The 17662-nt window shown below is 47.9% G+C and carries 22 protein-coding genes; 1 reads left to right on the forward strand and 21 read right to left on the reverse strand.

Going from position 1 to position 17662, the window contains the following annotated elements:
• Positions 1-171: 171 nt before the first annotated feature.
• The 3 genes from BQ7367_RS02405 to BQ7367_RS02415 all read right to left on the reverse strand — a co-directional run bounded on the left by BQ7367_RS02405 (position 172) and on the right by BQ7367_RS02415 (position 3758).
• Positions 172-1545: an MATE family efflux transporter gene (locus tag BQ7367_RS02405; protein ID WP_072526039.1), complete on the reverse strand. Its 1374-nt coding sequence runs from the start codon at positions 1543-1545 to the stop codon at positions 172-174.
• 163 nt (positions 1546-1708) lie between these two features.
• A complete protein-coding gene (locus BQ7367_RS02410; protein WP_072524043.1) occupies positions 1709-3067 on the reverse strand; it encodes a sensor histidine kinase in 1359 nt (452 codons plus the stop codon).
• The gene (locus BQ7367_RS02415; RefSeq protein ID WP_072524044.1) at positions 3054-3758 is read right to left on the reverse strand and encodes a response regulator transcription factor; all 705 of its coding nucleotides are present in this window, start codon (positions 3756-3758) and stop codon (positions 3054-3056) included. Before BQ7367_RS02415 ends, BQ7367_RS02410 begins: the two co-directional genes overlap by 14 nt.
• Positions 3759-3946: 188 nt before the next feature.
• Here BQ7367_RS02415 and BQ7367_RS14280 point away from each other — a divergent pair, with 188 nt between their 5' ends.
• Positions 3947-4255 carry an iron-containing alcohol dehydrogenase gene (locus BQ7367_RS14280; RefSeq protein ID WP_143142941.1) on the forward strand — a complete coding sequence of 103 codons (309 nt, stop codon included), beginning with the start codon at positions 3947-3949 and terminating at the stop codon, positions 4253-4255.
• Positions 4256-4320: 65 nt separating this feature from the next.
• Here BQ7367_RS14280 and BQ7367_RS14865 read toward each other — a convergent pair whose 3' ends face one another.
• The 18 genes from BQ7367_RS14865 to BQ7367_RS02495 form a co-directional block, all read right to left on the reverse strand.
• Complete coding sequence (locus BQ7367_RS14865) at positions 4321-4446, reverse strand: hypothetical protein (protein WP_268874763.1); 126 nt, start codon at positions 4444-4446, stop codon at positions 4321-4323.
• Positions 4447-4497: 51 nt separating this feature from the next.
• Positions 4498-4641, reverse strand: a complete 144-nt coding sequence (locus BQ7367_RS14415; protein WP_159431613.1) for a hypothetical protein — start codon at positions 4639-4641, stop codon at positions 4498-4500.
• 239 nt (positions 4642-4880) lie between these two features.
• Positions 4881-5348 (reverse strand): nitroreductase family protein, encoded by a 468-nt coding sequence (locus BQ7367_RS02430; RefSeq protein WP_072524047.1) that lies wholly within the window; start codon positions 5346-5348, stop codon positions 4881-4883.
• 87 nt (positions 5349-5435) lie between these two features.
• Positions 5436-7727 (reverse strand): transglutaminase-like domain-containing protein, encoded by a 2292-nt coding sequence (locus tag BQ7367_RS02435; RefSeq protein WP_072524048.1) that lies wholly within the window; start codon positions 7725-7727, stop codon positions 5436-5438.
• Between the two features lie 15 nt (positions 7728-7742).
• Positions 7743-8840 (reverse strand): DUF58 domain-containing protein, encoded by a 1098-nt coding sequence (locus BQ7367_RS02440; RefSeq protein ID WP_072524049.1) that lies wholly within the window; start codon positions 8838-8840, stop codon positions 7743-7745.
• Positions 8837-9793 carry an AAA family ATPase gene (locus tag BQ7367_RS02445; protein WP_072524050.1) on the reverse strand — a complete coding sequence of 319 codons (957 nt, stop codon included), beginning with the start codon at positions 9791-9793 and terminating at the stop codon, positions 8837-8839. Before BQ7367_RS02445 ends, BQ7367_RS02440 begins: the two co-directional genes overlap by 4 nt.
• Positions 9794-9816: 23 nt before the next feature.
• Complete coding sequence (locus BQ7367_RS02450; protein WP_072524051.1) at positions 9817-10413, reverse strand: flavodoxin; 597 nt, start codon at positions 10411-10413, stop codon at positions 9817-9819.
• Between the two features lie 122 nt (positions 10414-10535).
• Positions 10536-11222, reverse strand: a complete 687-nt coding sequence (locus BQ7367_RS02455; RefSeq protein ID WP_072524052.1) for a DUF4405 domain-containing protein — start codon at positions 11220-11222, stop codon at positions 10536-10538.
• Positions 11219-11581, reverse strand: coding sequence for a MerR family transcriptional regulator (locus BQ7367_RS02460; RefSeq protein ID WP_072524053.1), 363 nt, complete (start codon positions 11579-11581; stop codon positions 11219-11221). The genes BQ7367_RS02455 and BQ7367_RS02460 overlap by 4 nt, the downstream gene beginning before the upstream one ends.
• A 221-nt stretch (positions 11582-11802) precedes the next feature.
• Positions 11803-12678 (reverse strand): LysR family transcriptional regulator, encoded by an 876-nt coding sequence (locus BQ7367_RS02465; protein WP_072524054.1) that lies wholly within the window; start codon positions 12676-12678, stop codon positions 11803-11805.
• 59 nt (positions 12679-12737) lie between these two features.
• Complete coding sequence (locus tag BQ7367_RS02470; protein WP_072524055.1) at positions 12738-13154, reverse strand: EamA family transporter; 417 nt, start codon at positions 13152-13154, stop codon at positions 12738-12740.
• Positions 13155-13199: 45 nt separating this feature from the next.
• Positions 13200-13748, reverse strand: a complete 549-nt coding sequence (locus BQ7367_RS02475; RefSeq protein WP_072524056.1) for a flavodoxin family protein — start codon at positions 13746-13748, stop codon at positions 13200-13202.
• A gap of 12 nt (positions 13749-13760) precedes the next feature.
• Entirely contained in the window at positions 13761-13982 is a 222-nt protein-coding gene (locus BQ7367_RS14700) for a hypothetical protein (RefSeq protein WP_328586513.1), read from the reverse strand.
• Positions 13912-14283: a hypothetical protein gene (locus BQ7367_RS14705; RefSeq protein WP_235837523.1), complete on the reverse strand. Its 372-nt coding sequence runs from the start codon at positions 14281-14283 to the stop codon at positions 13912-13914. Before BQ7367_RS14705 ends, BQ7367_RS14700 begins: the two co-directional genes overlap by 71 nt.
• A gap of 88 nt (positions 14284-14371) precedes the next feature.
• A complete protein-coding gene (locus BQ7367_RS02485) occupies positions 14372-15409 on the reverse strand; it encodes an aldo/keto reductase (RefSeq protein ID WP_072524057.1) in 1038 nt (345 codons plus the stop codon).
• Complete coding sequence (locus tag BQ7367_RS02490) at positions 15406-15957, reverse strand: flavin reductase family protein (RefSeq protein ID WP_072524058.1); 552 nt, start codon at positions 15955-15957, stop codon at positions 15406-15408. The genes BQ7367_RS02485 and BQ7367_RS02490 overlap by 4 nt, the downstream gene beginning before the upstream one ends.
• A gap of 412 nt (positions 15958-16369) precedes the next feature.
• The gene (locus BQ7367_RS14710; RefSeq protein WP_235837524.1) at positions 16370-16597 is read right to left on the reverse strand and encodes a hypothetical protein; all 228 of its coding nucleotides are present in this window, start codon (positions 16595-16597) and stop codon (positions 16370-16372) included.
• 27 nt (positions 16598-16624) lie between these two features.
• Positions 16625-17659 (reverse strand): helix-turn-helix domain-containing protein, encoded by a 1035-nt coding sequence (locus BQ7367_RS02495; RefSeq protein ID WP_235837525.1) that lies wholly within the window; start codon positions 17657-17659, stop codon positions 16625-16627.
• Positions 17660-17662: the final 3 nt, after the last annotated feature.

Consider the following 17662-nt stretch of genomic DNA (forward strand, 5'->3'; position numbering starts at 1 on the left):
CGCACACAAAAACGGGATACTGTTGTGATTCGTACAGTGACTTGTCGCCAGTTTCCTAACTTGACATTCGCTCCACGGAAAACCTGCCTTCGCTTATTTCTTCGCTGGGCAGCAACCTCACGCTTCACAGCTATCATGTCACAGCCCTATTAGTATATCTGATGGTGGAATTTATTTCAAGTAGTTTTTGATGAATATTGTATTTTTTTTAGTACAATCTGTGTCTTCTGATTTTCCCGTATATTTAAGCATTCTGTTTACCACATATACTGCCACGATCACTTCTGTGAACACCATGGCAAACCAGATCGAGTCCGCTCCGGCAATAACCGGGAGGAAGTATATAAAGATGCCGCTGATCACAAATCCTCTACCCACCGAAACGATGAACGCCGCCTTGGGTTTGAGCATTGCCTGAAAGTAATAAGTAGAAAATATATTCAACGGCAGCAGCAGGAATGAGACAGCGTAACATCTTATGATCCCGGGCGCGATCCGCAGGATCTCTTCCGTCGGCGACATAAAGACCCTGACATATACATTAGGCACTGCCAGGCTGAGGGCCGTCCAGAAGATGCTGAAAAACGCCGCGGTCCCCAGAGCAAATTTCAGAGCCTCCCGGATCCTCCCGCCGTGACCGGCGCCAAAATTGGTGGAGATGATCGGCTGAGCCGCCTGTCCCACGCTGTAGGCACAGCACTGTACAAAGGAACTGATATTCACGATAACCCCGTACACTGCCAGCGCGTCGGTGCCCAGATATTTTACGATCTGTCTGTTAAACAGGATCGTAAGGATCCCCATTGCCACATCGATAAAGAATGTAGAAAATCCGGTCACGCTGATCTCTCTGAGTTTCACAGAGAGCCGCCGCGGCCTCATCAACCGCAGAGTATTCTTCTTTGTAAAAAAATGGGACAGCATCACGAGAAAGGTGATCCCTGATCCGATGGCCGTGGCCAGCCCCGCTCCAAAAGCTCCCATATCACATGTAAAGACAAAGAAATAATCCCCGAATATGTTAAAAATACCGCCGGACAGCACGGCCGCCGTGGCCAGGCCCGGGTTCTTGTCGTTTCTCAAATACGCCGCCAGCATCTGGTTAAACAGGAAGAGCGGTATTGCAGGTTTGATCGGCTGTACATATTCTCTCGCCAGAGGAAGCAGATTCTCTTTTGCCCCGAAAGCGATCAGAAGCTGCCTGTCAAAAAGACCGATCACGATCCAGACGATCACGGCCAGAATGACTGCTCCGATCACAGAGGCCGTAAAATATTCGTTTGAGCGGTCTTCTTTCCCTTCAGATTTTCCTCTCATGGCACTGAAAAGAACAGAACCCCCGATTCCCATAAGGAGACCCAGACTGTATATGATGTTCCAGACCGGGTTCACCACCGCCAGAGCCGCAGACCCGTCCGGCCCATGGTACTGTCCTACCATCGCCATATCGACGATCGAATAGATCGAGGTGATCAGCGCACTTCCAAAGGCTGCCGCCAGGTACTTAAAATAGATTGTTTTGATCCTGCTATTCAGAAAATCCATGGTAACTGCCTCCTTGTAAACAAAATAAAAAAGCCGGATAAGGTGCAGGCATTCCAGCCTGTGCCTTATCCGGCTTATCATTTCTTCCGAATGATTCGCCTCCGAGCAAGCATCCCCTATTATAATACTTATATCTTTATTGTCAACATATTTTTTTAGTTTTTTATGCCTCTCCATGGCATGTTTCATCTGTTTTTCTGTCGTTCCACGGAAACATCAGTATGATCTCAAACATCTCTCCGTTCTGCTGCGCAGCGCACGACCCGTTCATGCTCCGCATCATGTTTCTGACATTGTGCAGCCCGATATTTGTACTCCCTTCTGTCCTCTTCTTATCTTCCGCATCATCACAGACCCTGTTCTGAAATTTCAGTCCTCCGGATACATCTGTATATACCGTACCTATTTTTACCGGAGCCTTCCTGTCCGCATACTTTATAATATTGGAGACCAGATTGTCCAGGATCCTGTTTATAAACTCCTGATTCACGCAAACCTTCCTTTCGTCCTTATCTATATCTGTCTGGATCATATACTCCCTCTCCTCCAGATATGCTGTCATCTCTGACAGCGGATCATGAAAAGCTTCCCAAAGCGTCTCCGGCTCCCCCGGTTCTGTTTCTGTTTTTTCCGTGACCAGCGCATATTCGAAAATATTATCGGACAGACGTTTGATCTGCTGCGCTTTTTTTCTGATCTTCTGTATATACTCCTGCAGTTGTCCCGTATCCCTGATTTTCTTTTTCTCAAGGATTTCCGTATAGATCAGAAGGGAGGTAAGAGGTGTGCGCAGATCATGAGACATTTCTGTTATCATCCTGTGGTTGGCAAGCATCAGTTCCGCTTCCTTGCCATTGCTCTCTCTGAGGGCTCTGCGCATGCTGTCCATGCCCGCGGCCAGCAGGGCAAGTTCATCTTTTCCCTGTATGGTGACCCGGTAGTCCAGATTCCCACTCCCCAGGATCTCGCACTCATCTTTCAGTTTTCCGATATACCTGACTCTCCTGCGGATTCCAAGTATCACGATCGTGATCAGAAGAAGTACGGACAGCAGGATCTCCAGTATAAGGGCATAGCTGTAGAACGGATAGGAAAAAAATCCATACAGAAACACATCCGCGTTTCCGTCCGTAAATTCTGCCGTATAATAATCCTCCCACTCATAATATTCCCCCTCTGCTTCGGCATCTTCCACGGGAGCGTCAGGATAATTGGAATCATAAGTAAGGATCCCATCTTTATACACCTGGATTGACAGGATCTTCTGTTTTCTGACCCATTCTGTCAGCTTTTCAGAATCATTTGACGCCACCTGATTTTCATCAATATAGGCCTGAAGCTTTTCGATAGATTCTGTACTCAGTTTCCGGATATAATCACTGTCCGAAAACCGCTCTGAGATGACAAGGATTCCCGTCTGATTGATCAGGACAAAAAAAACTCCCGAGATCACTACTGCGGCAAGCACAAGCCCCGCCAGTTCAAAATACAGAGAATGCAGTTTTGATCTAACGTTCGCCAAACCGGTACCCCTTTCCCCACACAGTTACAATAAGCTTCGGGTCTTGGGGATCTTCTTCGATCTTTACCCGGAGTCTGCGGATATGCACCATCACCGTTGAGTTGCAGTTATAAAAATACGGTTCATTCCAGATACTTTCATACAGATTCTGGGCAGAAAATATTTTTCCCGGATACTTCATCAGCAGAAGGAGGATGTGATACTCTAAATCCGACAGTTCAACAACATTTCCTCTTACATGCACTTCGTTGAAATCTACATTGACCCGTATCCCCGCCAGCTCAATCTGCTTTTCCTTCGGATCACCCTCTGGTTCTTCCTTGCCCCGGTACACCTTCCATCGTCTGACCAGCGCCTTGACCCGCCCCAGCAGTTCAGAATAAGTAAAGGGTTTGGGCAGATAGTCATCTCCCCCGGCCATCAGCCCGATCAACTTGTCAGATTCCTGCGACCTTGCTGTCAGGAACAGAACCGGTACATAAGAAATTTTCCGGATCTCCTCGCAGGTCTTAAGCCCCGACATCCCCGGCATCATTACGTCCAGAATAACCAGATCCGGTTCTTCCGCGAGAAGTTCCAGGCCTTTTCTTCCATTCTCCGCCTCCGACACAGAATATCCTTCACCCTCCAGAAGGATCCTGACCCCCTCTCTGATGTCTTTATCGTCCTCAATCATCAAAATTTTTTCCATAAATCACCATACTTTCAGTAAAACCGGCCCAAAAGCCATTTTACAATTTTTATACACAACGGAACGGGTGCAGTCTCTTTTGAAGATCACACCCTGTTGTTTCTTTCACCGTATAATAAACTGTACTGTTTTAGTTTGCTGCTTTCCTGGAGGAAGTACTGCTGCCTGACTTCTTTCCGGATGCCTCCTTGTTAGAAGAACTCTTGCTGCCTGACTTCTTTCCGGACGTTCCTGTGTTGGAAGAACTCTTGCTGCCTGACTTCTTTCCGGACGTTTCTGTGTTGGAAGAACTCTTGCTGCCTGATGTACTGCCGCGGGTACTGGCGCTGCTTGATGAGCTGTCAGATTTTTTACTGTCTTTTCCTCCACAGGCCGTTGCCGATACTGCCATGACCGCAATCATTGCCAGAATCAGTCCTCTCTTCAAAAATCCTTTTTTCTTCTTATTTACTGTTACTCTTGTCTGCATGTTTTATATCCTCTCTTTCTCAAAATAAAATTTCAAAGGCTCTGCGTCAGTCATTTGTTATCATCTTGTTTCCGCCTTTGATGGATTTTATTATCACGTACAGACCTTAACTGTTTCTGAACGAAATCTTAATAAATCTAAAAAATGGAGAGTGCCGGTCTTATCTGTTCCCACAGGCTGCCCGTTGTTCGTTCTGTTGATTACAGCTTTCGTATTCATAAAATATCCTCCTGTTTTTTTCGAATATACGCCTGATCGGTTGGATTGGTATCAGTCACCCTGATCCTGTGTGGCTTTTCTGAGACTTTCGATCTCACGCCGGATCTTTTGACAGATGCCGTAATTATTTCTGTCGTTTGTTTCCAGGCGGTTCAGCCTGTCTTTCAGTAATCGGATCTTCTGTATATTCTCCATCGTCTTCCATCCTCGCCTTCCTGAATAAAAAAAGAGCGCGCCCGGTTATCTTTCCAAATAACCGGGCGCACCCGACATCTTCTCTGACCCTGACAGCTGCGGCTGCAGGTCCTCAGATGATCTTATAAAATTAAATGGTATCTTTTCAAATATCTTTCTTTGATCAGGCACACTCATTATAATACTTATATCTTTATTGTCAACAGATACACAGATAAATTTTTGCAACTCTGACGCTTTCATCCGCGTCTGGTCTTCCTCCCCGTAACTGCCTCAAAATGATATCTTACAATCCCCAGATCCATTTTGGTATAAAATCCCCGTTTTGTCGTAACAGTCACTTCATCGTCTTTTAAAGAAAAACAAAATTTCTGCTGATTCATGGCCGTCGGCGCAAGCTGCGCTGCCTCCACTCCTTCGCGGAACCAGCCGGGCATTGTTCCCTCTGTCCGGCACAGCTCTTCAAGATCACTCCTCTTTTTCCCGATCATCGCGATATAATCTGTCACTCCCGAAAACTTGCCATAATGTGCCATAAATCCGCTGAATGCTTCGGGCTCATCTGTAATGAGCTGGATATGTAGCCCGCTTTCCCTGTTGCAGGCATCGATTTCCTGAGCCAGCCTTTCTTTCACACTGTCCTCCAGCGGTCTGTCCTTATATTGCCGCACGCTGTGGCGTGCCCTGATCGCTTCCATAATATTCATTTCATTTTTACCTCCCAGCCTGCTGATGGAACTATTTTCTGGCAGAACTCTATAAAAGCACTGAATTAATCGGTTAATTTGGAACACTTATGTTCTCCGTTTCTTCCTGGATCTGATCCACGCTTCTACACGGAAACAGATACCGCGCACGAATTCATCCTCCGCCTCTGAAGATCCCTCCGGCCCATAGGCCGCCCGCCTTACTGTCTCTGTCAGCCTGACTGCCTCCTGCCTTTCCACACAGGGCAGTTCTTCCGAAAGTTTCTCCGGAAAATCTACCTCTGTCCCGTCATATCCGGACAGATAACCTGCTGTATGAAGCATACGTATAAATACGGCGAAAATTTCCCGGCATTTCATCTGCTCTGTTTTTCTTCTTATCCGAAGTTTTCGATAATCCAGAAACAGCGGCAGTAAAATCAAGGTCTCCACGACAACCGTTATGATCACTATGATCAGCTCATGATATCTGTCCAGATCGATCTCCGGGAAAAAATCCCAGGCTCCGCCTGTACCCTGCCCCCTCTGCTCTGTCTGCGTAACAGCTGCTTCGCCCGAATTGCCGGGCAGTTCTATATCCAGAGATATTTCAGACAGAGAGGTTGCAAGAGCCTCGGAATCCAGGCCCGGATAAGATACATCATAACTTCCGTCCGACGCAGGAGTAACTTCAACAGGGACCCATCCATAGTCTTCCAGAAAGATCTCCGTCCATGCATGCGCATACTCATCCGTCACTTCCGCTGTCCACATGCCGTCCTCTCTCTGCACAAAATCAGACGGAGGAACGGCGTATCCGGACACATATCGTGCCGGGATTCCGCAAAGCCGGTACATCAGTGTTGCCGCCGAAGCAAAATGCACACAGAAACCTTCATGATTGTCAAACAGATAATATTCTACAACATCCTCATTCAAAGGAGCTCTCCCCGGAGTCAGAGTATAGGAGGCATTCTCCCTGAGAGCGGCAATGATAAAGGCAGTAACTTCATCGACGGGATCGCCGTATCTGTCCCGGCACAGTTCTGTCAGTCTTGGCAGAAGCTCCTCAGGGACCACAGTATAGGCATCGGTGATCACCTGCATATACGCCGTCTGGATCTGTTGATACCAGTCCCTCACGGTACGAAAGTCCTCCGGTACATTATCCCAGTTGATATTCATTTCACTCTCATCATAAAAATTAAATCCGTACCCGGGACGAACAGATTGAGCGCTGGTCCGGTCGATCCAGCTGCTGTAGTATGGCATATACAGGGTACCGTAGGACTCGTCAAGATGGCGTACGAACATTGTTCCAGGTTCCACATCTTCTCCTGCTGATGCCATATTCATAGAATAATACAGATTATAATACAGACCACTGATCCAGTACTCCCATGTCTCCCAGTTCATGGACAGAGCCATTTCATGGAACAGGGGTGCCTCATCTACAGGCTCCCAGTCACCTCCTGTGTACTCTCCTCCCGTAAATCCTTTCAGATACAAAGTATCCTCCGGCTGCTGCAGGAGAGTCAGCTGCAGCTGGGATTCCCCTGTCCGGTAATTATTCCCACCGCTTACATGACCATCTGAGACAGACTGCCGGGCCCTTCCTGTCATCCTCTGCACGCTCCGGGAGACAACCCCTTCCCCACTGTAGACAAGTTCTGACAGTCCGGAACCCCAGAGCGCGGTTATAACTATGGAAACACAGACCAGCACAGCCAGAACTCCACCCATGAGGACACTGCACCTGACCGGCAGGGACCATTTCCGGCTCTCTTCCGGATGCCGGCTCTTTTCCCCTCGTCTGTTTTCTACAAAGCTTCGGCGAAACACCGGTCTGTCCGCCATATGCATCACCCAGAACAAAATCTGAAATACCAGTCCGAGAAGCGTCGGAGCTGCACCTATATGAAGGCCAAAAACCGGAGCTCCCGCCATAATCACTGTAATGGTCAGGTACGGCAGCCAATGGCATTTCCAGACCATGTCCAGGATAAAAAAGCAGACAGAAATTACTGTCCCTGCCAGCACAATCAATAATGTAATATTCTCTTCATTCTGTACCCCTGCCTCTGTCAGACCTGCCATCAAGGCAGATATTTGGACTGTGATCCGGTCTCTTTGGACGCCTGCTAAGACACCGCACGCCATAAAAAGAACTGCAATTTCTATAAAGAGCCATTTCCTGCGGATACCAAACAATATATACATGCTGAAACAGACCGCAAGGATCACCGGGAAGACCACTCCTTCACGGAAAAATACATGCGGGATCGGACGGATGACAAGGAGAAGGCCGCAGATCCCCGCAAACAGAACTGCCAGTTCCAGTGCTGACCTCTTGTCTCTGACTGTGCTTTTTCCTGTCATTTTGTGCCCTGTCTGATCCATAATCCTTTCTCCTGTCTATATCCGGAATGATCTGTCCGCCAGCTCTTCCTCAAGATTCTCCCTGGAAAACCGGAATATCAGACGGTTTCCCTTATACCACGACAGATCCGGGGTAAGCCGCATCACCTGACCCGAAGAAATATCTCCCTGTCTGAATCTGTTTTCTTCTTTATCCCTGTTTTCTCTTTCGTCTCCGCAGAGATCTAAAGTCTGATAGAGCAGACAGATCAGATTCCTGCACTGAATATCATCCTGGACTTCCACCTCAGTTATTCCCAGAGACTCCTTCTTTCTCCAGCTGACGAGAACAGAAGGAAGCGTCCGAAGAAGTCCTGTTACCAGCGCATATAAAAGCGTATAAAAATCATCCTCATCAGGGGCCAGCGCATTCTCCCCGGCGTACAGATCGAGGAACAGTCTTGCCTGTCCTTTTGTCTCTTCCTCATATTCTTTCACCCATAGCTGTCCGGTTCTGGCAGTCTGGTTCCAGTGTATATGCCGGATGGAATCCCCGTCCCGGTATTCCCGGATCTGCCGGATCTCATCATACCCGCTGCCGGGGAAAAAGGAATCCTGGCGGTATTCCTGTCCACTCCCTTCAAAGGCAGTTTCTGTCTCTATCTTCATCCTGTATTTCGAAGGAAATACCACAATCTCCATCTCTCCTCCAGGCTTTGTTTTTCCGGAAAACAAAGACAGATAATCAAATACTCTCAATCGTTCCATCCGGTATGCATATATTCCACAATGCCTGATCCTGTCCTCCAGAATAAGACCATGCACTCCAAGGTCACAGTTTCCTTTTACCTTTTTTCTTTTCCCTGACTTTTCCCCCTGCCGGAATATTTTAAATTCCAGCATAAATTTACCCACAGGAAGTTTTCCGCTGTTGTCTGCGCTTAATTCCCACTGAAAATCCCGCTCTCTTTCTGCCCATACTACGTTTTTCGTGAAAAAAACTTTCAGATGTTTTTTCAGATAAAAGGACAGAAACAACATGGTTCCCATGAGCAAAAGCTGGGTCAGGAAGACTACCATCAATGCCGGGCTTTCATACATTCCTGCGATGTAATAGACCAGAAAAAGCAGGAGGAGAAAGGCAAATTTCATCATCTGCGTTCCTCCCCCATCGGTGGCATCTTAACAGAGTCCAGGATCTCTCCCAGTATCTGCTTTTTTGTTTTTCCTTCCATTCCGGCTGATCCTGACAGAAGGATCCTGTGTGAGGCCACATAAGAGAACTGGCTGCTTACATCACCGGGCGTGACATAATCTCTTCCTTCCATCCATGCCCATGCCTTCGCCATTTTTACCAGCGCGATCGTGGCCCTGGGGCTTGCGCCCCTCTCAATATCTGAGCGGCCCCGGGTTGCGCGTACCAGGTCCAGAATATAATCGTAGATCGCATCTTTCATATAGACCTGATAGATTTCTCTCTGTATCCCAAGCAGCATATTTCCTGTGAGCACGGGCCGGATCTTTTTGTAGTTTTCTTCGGGGCCAATGCCTTTTGCCATGGCAAGTTCGCTCTCGTAATCCGGATATCCCAGGCTCATACTGATCATAAACCGATCCATCTGCGCTTCGGGAAGATATTGTGTGCCGGCGGTCCCCGCCGGATTCTGGGTCGCTATAACAAGGAAGGGCTCAGGCACTTCCCTTGTCACCCCGTCCACAGTCACTTTTCTCTCCTCCATTACTTCCAGAAGCGCTGACTGGGTCTTCGGTGAAGTCCTGTTAATCTCATCCGCTAGGAGCAGATTGCAGAAAACGCTTCCCGGCTGATTGACAAACTTTTCTTCTTCCCTGCGGTAGACCGAGAATCCGGTCAGATCTGAAGGAAGGACATCCGGTGTAAACTGGATCCTTTTATAACCAAGCTGCATCACCCTTGAAAATGCCATGGCAAGAGTTGTCTTACCCACACCCGGAATATCTTCCAGAAGAACATGCCCATTTGCCAGAAATGTGGTCATGATTTCTTTTATCTGTTCCCTTTTTCCCAAAATCACACGGTTCACCTGCTCCAATGCCTGCAGAACCGCCGGATGTAATGTTTGTTCCATTTTTTTAACTGTTCTTCCTCTGTTTATAAGTTCAGTCCTTCGATCCATGCCTGTACATCGGCCTCGTCAGCTCCGGAACGGAACCTTTCGCCTTCCTGCCATTCCCCGGTTCCTGCCATCTCTTCCAGAAGATTTCCGCTGTCCCCTATGCTGGAAGAAGCTGATGTACAGAATGGGATCACTGTCTTGCCTGAGAAATCATTATTCTCTACAAAACTGTCCACCGGCCACGCGGCGATTCCCCACCAGATCGGATATCCGATGAACACGGTGTCGTAGGATTCCCAGTTATCTACTGTTGTTGATACCAGTTCCACATCCCTCAGACTCTCATCTTCATGTTCCTGGGTCACACGGCTGTTTTCATCTGTCCAGTCAAGATCTGCGTCCGTATACGGCTCCGCAGGTTCCAGCTCAAAAAGGTCTCCTCCTGTTGTATCCGCAATGATATTGGCTACTTCTTCTGTATTTCCTGTCGCAGAATAGTAGACCACAAGCACATTGCTGCTCCCTGCGGCTGTATCTGCCTGCCCGCTTTCCTGATCAGATCCACATCCCGCCATAAGACTCATTGCCGCCGCGCCGACTAAAATCATGGACAATATTTTTTTTACTTTCATTATCATCATTCTCCCTTCACATCAGAATAGTAATCTTTCTCTGTTACACGTTCAGTATATCTGAAAAATAAACGTCTGAGAATTTTCCTTTTGTTAGCCAGTAAAAACCTCCAAGTAAATACTTATTTCCCTCGATTTTCACGGCTTTTTGCCCTTATCATACCTTTTCGCAGATAATGGCCCGCGAAAACAAAAAATCCCATCACCGTGGCATAATCCAGAAGAAAAAATATGAGTGGTTCCGTAAAATCAAAAAACACAAAATGCATCCTCAGGAACATATAACTTAACAGATCCCGTTTTATAAACGCATAAAATCCATATCCGGCGATCACAAAACCTGACAACTGTGCGGCCAGCCTCCGCGCCGCGGAGGGCTTCCCATACATTTTCCCTGCTATTCCTGTCATAACACCCCAGTGCAGGCCAAGATGCAGAGACATCAGCGTAAATCCCCAGTAGGCGCTGATCATATGGATCGTCCTGGCAAGACCGCTCAGCCCTCTGATATCCAGGAACCTGAATACATGCCGGGACAAAATAACGCCGCTGACCATGGATCCGGCCATACAAAGTAAGATCAGTATTACCAGCGCGGTCTGCACAGACCGGAACAGGGAATACTTCCCTTTCCCGATATTCCCGGTCCATTTCCGGTTCAGAATATGATGGATAATAAAAAGAATAAACATTCCCATCCCGATCCACTCGTGGGCCGCGTCTCCTACCATCTCAAAAGACATAAGCAGCAGGAGCGCCACTGTCAAAAGGATATCCACCCCGATTTTTAATTTCTGTTTCCTCTTCATGTCCTGTCTCCCGTCTTTTCATTCTGGATCTTAAATCTTAAATAGTCCAGCCTGTCCAGCTGCTTTTCCCTGAAATGGATTTCGTCCAGAGCGATTCCCCTGCGCTTGTTCAGCATTTCCATCCGCTGTTTTTCTGTATCCTCTCCTTCCAGAAGAAGCCTCATATATTCCTCTACTTCATCATTTTGAAATCCGATATCATGGAGAGTCATGATCAGACTTAAACGCTCCAGATCCTGATCATCATACTGCCATGCGCCCATGACAGTCTTCACTGTACCACACAGCCCCCAGCTTTCATATTCTCTTAATACTTCCAGCGGAATCTGGTAACGCTCACTTGCTTCTTTTATCGTCATACTTGCTCCCTGCCTTTCTCATGGCTACACTATATCACCCCCGGAACAACGGGTCTAATGCTTGTTTTTTATTACGCCCCATGCCTCAGCCGTATGTCTTTGCCTCCTTCCTTTTCCCTGTGGGTGGAAAATATCGCGCCGCTATGCAGTCTGAGATGACAGGTACATGGAAAAGAGGCGGATAACTCCTTTCAGAGTCATCCGCCTCTTTTCCACGCAGATTATTCTTCCGTTTCCCGGCATTCTTTCATAAAACTGATGAACTGATGCATCGTCCTTGAAACCATCTGTGCCTTTTTCCAGACAAGCACCGCCCCGGTCTCCAGGGACGGAGCCAGAGGAATAAATTCCAGATTATCGAACCTGTTCTGGATCCGGAAACAGAATGCCACGCCAATATTGTTTTCCACCATGACTGCTACATTATTGATCAGATTAAAAGTCCCGGCAATATGGATCTGATCATAATAATCCCCGAACCATCCTTCTATTTCATTTTTAATAAGAGCCCTCTGTGCCAGGAAGACCGGTATATCCAGAAGATCCTCCGGCCTGACCGAATCTTTACCCGCAAGTCTTGAATCTTTCCTCACCAGGACCCCCCATCGTTCTTTCCGTGTCAGCCGGATGAAATTATATTTTGTAATGTCTACCGGCTCCATCAAAAGCCCCATATCCAAAAGGCCTTTGTCCAGCCGCTCTTTAATATCGTCCGCATTGGCTGTATACAGGTCATACTGAACCAGCGGATGTTTCTTCTGAAAAGCCCGGATTACACCCGCCAGCTCCTGTACGCTGTTGCCCTCTCCGCTCCCGATCGCGATATTGCCTGACAGTTCTTCTCCTTTCTGGAATTCTCCGGCTGTCTTGTCTGCAAGCTGAACCAGTTCCTGAGCTCTGCGTTTTAACAGCATGCCGTCTTCCGTCAGCCGGATACTGTGGCTGCTCCGCTGAAGCAGCTTCGTGCCCAGCTCATCCTCCAGCTGCATAAGCTGTCTGGAAAGAGTCGGCTGGGTAATATGGAGGAGTTCTGCGGCTTTCGTAATGTTCTCTTCTCTGGCCACCATCAGGAAATATCTCAGCACTCTTAATTCCATAATCGTTCACCTCATAACGAGGATAACATCCCACAATATTTTTTTCAATTCTTTGTTTTTTATAACAAGGCCATCACTACAGTTCCTGACGTCAGCAGAAAAAGTCCGGCCGCTGACCTCCTATCCAGCTTTTCCCCAAACACAAAATAGGAAAATACAACCGTTACGACCACGCTTAACTTATCGACAGGCGCCACCACACTGGCAGGGCCCTCCTGAAGCGCCCGGTAATAGCAGAGCCAGGGCGCTCCCGTGGCTGCTCCGGAGAGTATAAGAAACAGAAGGGTCCTGCCGTCAACCGACCAAATCTGATCAAAAGACCCGACGACCCATACCATAATCCAGGAAAACAACAGAATTACAACCGTCCGCACTGCCGTCGCTACAGTCGAATCTGTCCTCCGTATTCCACATTTTGCAAGAACAGATGTCAGCCCCGCGAAGAAGGCAGAGCCCAGGGCATAGAGCATCCACATGATGTGTTCTCACTTCCTTTATAGATTTTCGTCCTAAATGCTGTATCAGCCTGACTGTCCCGTCCCGTACCTTCCCAGTTCGTACGCCATCCGGGGGAACCGGCTGTTTTTCGTCATGGACGGACTTCCGCATCCTCTGCCAAGTACCATGCCCTGATCCTGCAGATCCAGGTACCTCACCAGTGTCCGGTAATGGTTCTCCAAAGCATCAAATGTCCAGTCGTCGCTGTTCCAGGCCACTGCCAGCAGCGCGGACTTCATCCGTTTCCGGGTGATGCTGCTGTTATAGGAACAGAACCGGTCTACTGCGATCTTCAGCTGGGCGGACATTCCATAGTAATAGAGCGGAGTGGCAAAAACGATCATATCGGCACTCAGGATCTCCGACCGTATCTTCTGATTCTCATCATGCTGCACGCACGGGCCTTCATAGCCACAGGACACACATCCTGTACATGGGGCGATATTCATCTCTGCCAGATCAAACCGGACAACGTTGTGCCCTGCCTCTGTCGCGCCTCTTGTAAATTCTTTCACCAATATATTTGTGGAGCCCCTTTTATTCGGGCTGCCCTGTAAAACAATAATCTTCATAAATATTCCCTTTCAATTTTCCTCTGCAGAAAGTATAACACATTGTCCGGATCTGGAGGCAAATACGGATTCAAACTGTTCCCTGTCATATTCAACCTGCCCGGAGATGGGATCTGCAATGATCACGGTCTGCGGAGTATAACCGATCAGGACCGCGCCGTGGTCATTTGTTGCCCAGTCCACATATTCTCCGGTTTCCGTATACCACCCCCGGGTCATTCCCCGATCCGCCATCCCGATCGTACACCAGACAATGACCGGAGTCCCCGCCGATCGTGTAAGAATCGGGGATTTCTCCGTCCGCTTCTGCCGGATCTTCCGCTTCTGCCACATTTTCCATTTCTGTCACATTTTCTGTTTCTGCCTCTGACGGATCTGACAGATCTGTCTCTAAAGCGGCCTGTTCCTCTGCTGTCAGGATCTCGGCTTTTGTCTGTCTGGCTGAAGACAGATCCAGAATATATCCTGTTGTCAGAACACAAGCCAGACTTACTGCCGTTATGATTAACATCTGCTTCCTTTTCTGTATTTTCATGAGCCATCTCTCCCTGCTGTCTGATCAAGTTTTCAATCCTGCCGCTGCTTTTCCCGCCCTTCTGTTACAGAATAAGTCTGTCCTGCTGTTACAGTTTCTGGCTTCCGACAGACCAGACATGTTTTTCTCCTGCCTGATCCGCTGTATTCTGCGCCATAACTCCCACCAGCCTGTGAGGAACATAAGGTTCTTCAAGATAAGCCGTCTCCTCCTCTGTCAATGTAAGTTCCGCCGCATTAGCCATTCCTTCAATATGGGACAGCTTCGTCGCGCCCACCACCGGAGACGTCACCTTTGTCAGAAGCCATGCCAGAGAAATCTCTGTCATGGATACCCCGCGCTTTGAAGCCAGCTCCTGCACACGGGAGATGATGACAGAGTCTTCCTTTGCCGTCCCGTCATATTTCAGTCTGGCATAGTCGTCCTCTTCCAGACGTTTCGAGGTCTCGCCCGGAGCCTTGGAAAGCCTTCCTCCCGCCAGAGCGCTGTAAGGCGTCATGGCAATATTGTCCTCACGGCACAGCTTGGCCATCTCCCGTTCCTCCTCCCGGAAGATCAGGTTATAGTGTCCCTGTATGGAGACAAATTTCGCGAATCCTTCCTTTTCCGCCAGGGCATTGGCCTTCGCCAGCTGGTAGGCATAACAGTTGGAGATGCCGATATATCTTGCCTTTCCTGCTTTCACCACATTGTTCAGGCCTTCCAGGATATCATAGAGAGGCGTGGCATAATCCCACATATGGTAAATATACAGATCCACATATTCCGTCCCCAGATTGTCCAGACTTTTATCGATCATACGCTGAATATGTTCCTGTCCGGAAATTCCTTTTTCAATTTCCTCCGGCGTGCGGGGAAGAAATTTCGTCGCCACCACGACTTCGTCCCTTTTTGCATAGTCTTTCAGCGCCCGGCCCAGGTACTGCTCGCTGGTGCCGCTCTGATATGCGATGGCCGTATCATAAAAATTAATTCCGGATTCCAGTCCCCGGCGGATGATCTCCCGGGTGCGCTCTTCATCGATCGTCCAGGTGTGCTGCCCGTTGGCCGCGTCGCCGAACCCCATGCATCCCATACAGATGCGGGAGACATTCAGATCGGAATTTCCCAGTCTTGTATATTTCATTTTGACTCCTCCTTAAAAGACAGACATTTGCCAATCACATCGCCGGTTTCCAGATACTCATACGTGGGGAACTGGAACAATACCGGTTTTAATACCCGGTAGTCCGGCTTCCCTTTCTCGTCCAGACACGTTTCTTCCACATAGGTGGCGTCGATCGTACAGATAAAACTTTCAAATCCTTCTGTATTGTAGATATCGGCCACGGTACATTCCATCGTCAACGGTGCCTCCTTTATGACCGGCGCGCCGTTCTCCCCTGTCTCGTACGCAAACAGCCCGGATTTATCTTCCTTTGCTCCACTCACAGAACCTGCAATATCCGTCTGAGGAAGCATTTCCCTGCTGACGAGATTCACCGACAGCTTCTTTGTTTTTTTGATCACACGATTGATAAAATGCGGAGCGGCCAGACTGATCAGCACCCGGTCGTGTCCGATGATCCCCACATGGGCTACAAGCGTCCAGGTCGGAGCGTTCTCATTCATGGCCCCGATCACCGTAACGGGCATGGGATATAATGCCAATAATGATCCGACATTTTTCTTCATCAAATTCTCTCCTTTCATTCTGACACTGTGTCAGTTTAAATTCCGATATTATTTTGACACAATGTCAGCTCACAGGCAAATACTTATCATGCATATATCATCATGCCTTCCGGGTATTGCTATCTTTGTTCCTGCACCTCCTGGTTAATTGAAATTCTAAATGCAACATTGAAGTTGTAACTGCACATTGAAAACTTTATGAAGTTGTAACTGCATAAGATCATGAGTAACTGCAACAGTTTTAAGCTGTTTTTCTGGCTTTGGATTGCCTTTTTCCGATTTTCCTTGTAAAATTTCTTAAAGGAAGGCATGACAAAACACAGACTGCATTTTTTACTTTTCGCAGAAGTTGTAAATGCACCCTGTTTGTGTTCCCTTTTTTACCGTGTCCTGTCTTCTCTAAAATTCCGGTTTACTTCTTAAACAAAGCCGGTGTAAGGGTTATGGAATCGGATGGGATCTTTTCAAGGCCCAGGAGGTTCGCAGTCTCCTGGCCGTAGATCTTGATAAAAAGATCTATAGGAGCCTGTCCGTTCCACTTTTTTCGTGGATAGGAATTGATGTGGTTCATCATTTCCCTGATCTCTTCTTCCGTATATTCATCCTTTGCATGATTTTTAGGTATGATATAACGGATCAATTCATGGTTCCGTTCACAGTTGCTCTTCTAATCTGTATTCATCGGGTCACAATAGAATACCCGGCACTGGATCTCTCCGGTCTCCATATCTGCTTCGATTTTTTCGGGATCGCTGAATTCGCTTCCCCGATCGGTAATAATAACCTGAAAAAGCATCCGGAATTTCTCATCTCCAAGTGCTTCCCGCAGCCGGCAGAATATTTCTGTTACTGATCCCGCTGTGTTGCGCTCTCTCAGGAACATGAGCTGTACGTCACAGTTGGTAAACAAGATTGTCAGCAGTGTCTGGCTGCCTTTGTGTATGACCACACTGTCCATCTGGCTGACTATGGCATCTGGATTCTGGCGCATATATTCCTCGCATTCTTCATAGCTGCGTCCGATATGGCATTTTCGATCTACCCTGAGAACCGGACCGCTCTTTTTACGTTCCGACCTGCGTAGTTTCCTTCTCAGGTCTATATTTCTGGCATCCAGAAGACCTGCGTCAATATAGGAATAGATTGTCCGGTTCGATACTGGCAACTCATCTCTGTAACGTTCACAGATAACAGGAAGTGACTGTCCTTTTTTTAACAGTGGCGTAATCGTATCATTGATCCGATTTAATTCCTGCTCTGTGAGGGAGATTCCTTTCCGGGACTCCGAGAGCATCTGTTCATACTGCTGCTGAGCATACTTGGCATCATAGAGCATCCTGCGCAGACGGCAGCGAAGCCGGTGGTCACAGGCATTACATACAAACGGTGACTTTTCATAGTCTGTACAGAATTCTTCCCGATAATCAGGGCATCCTTCCTGGCATCGTCCACATGCTGTCTGGCACTGCTTCTTTCCATGGAAGCAGCCTGAACGACAGTTCGGGATTCTGGTACAGGTGCGATGGTGGATACAGTTGTTCCCTTTGGAAGTGGCAACCAGTCTCCTGTGTGCTTTGATCTCTCTGCCGACAGTAGACCGATCCTTTCCAATGTTTTTGGCGATCTGTGCGATCTTCAATCCCTGCTGCAGACCTGCCTGGATAGTAAGCCTGTCATCATATGTAAGGTGTTTATTACTCATGGT

This window comes from Clostridium sp. Marseille-P3244 (assembly GCF_900120155.1).
Classification (GTDB): Bacteria; Bacillota; Clostridia; order Lachnospirales; family Lachnospiraceae; genus Mediterraneibacter.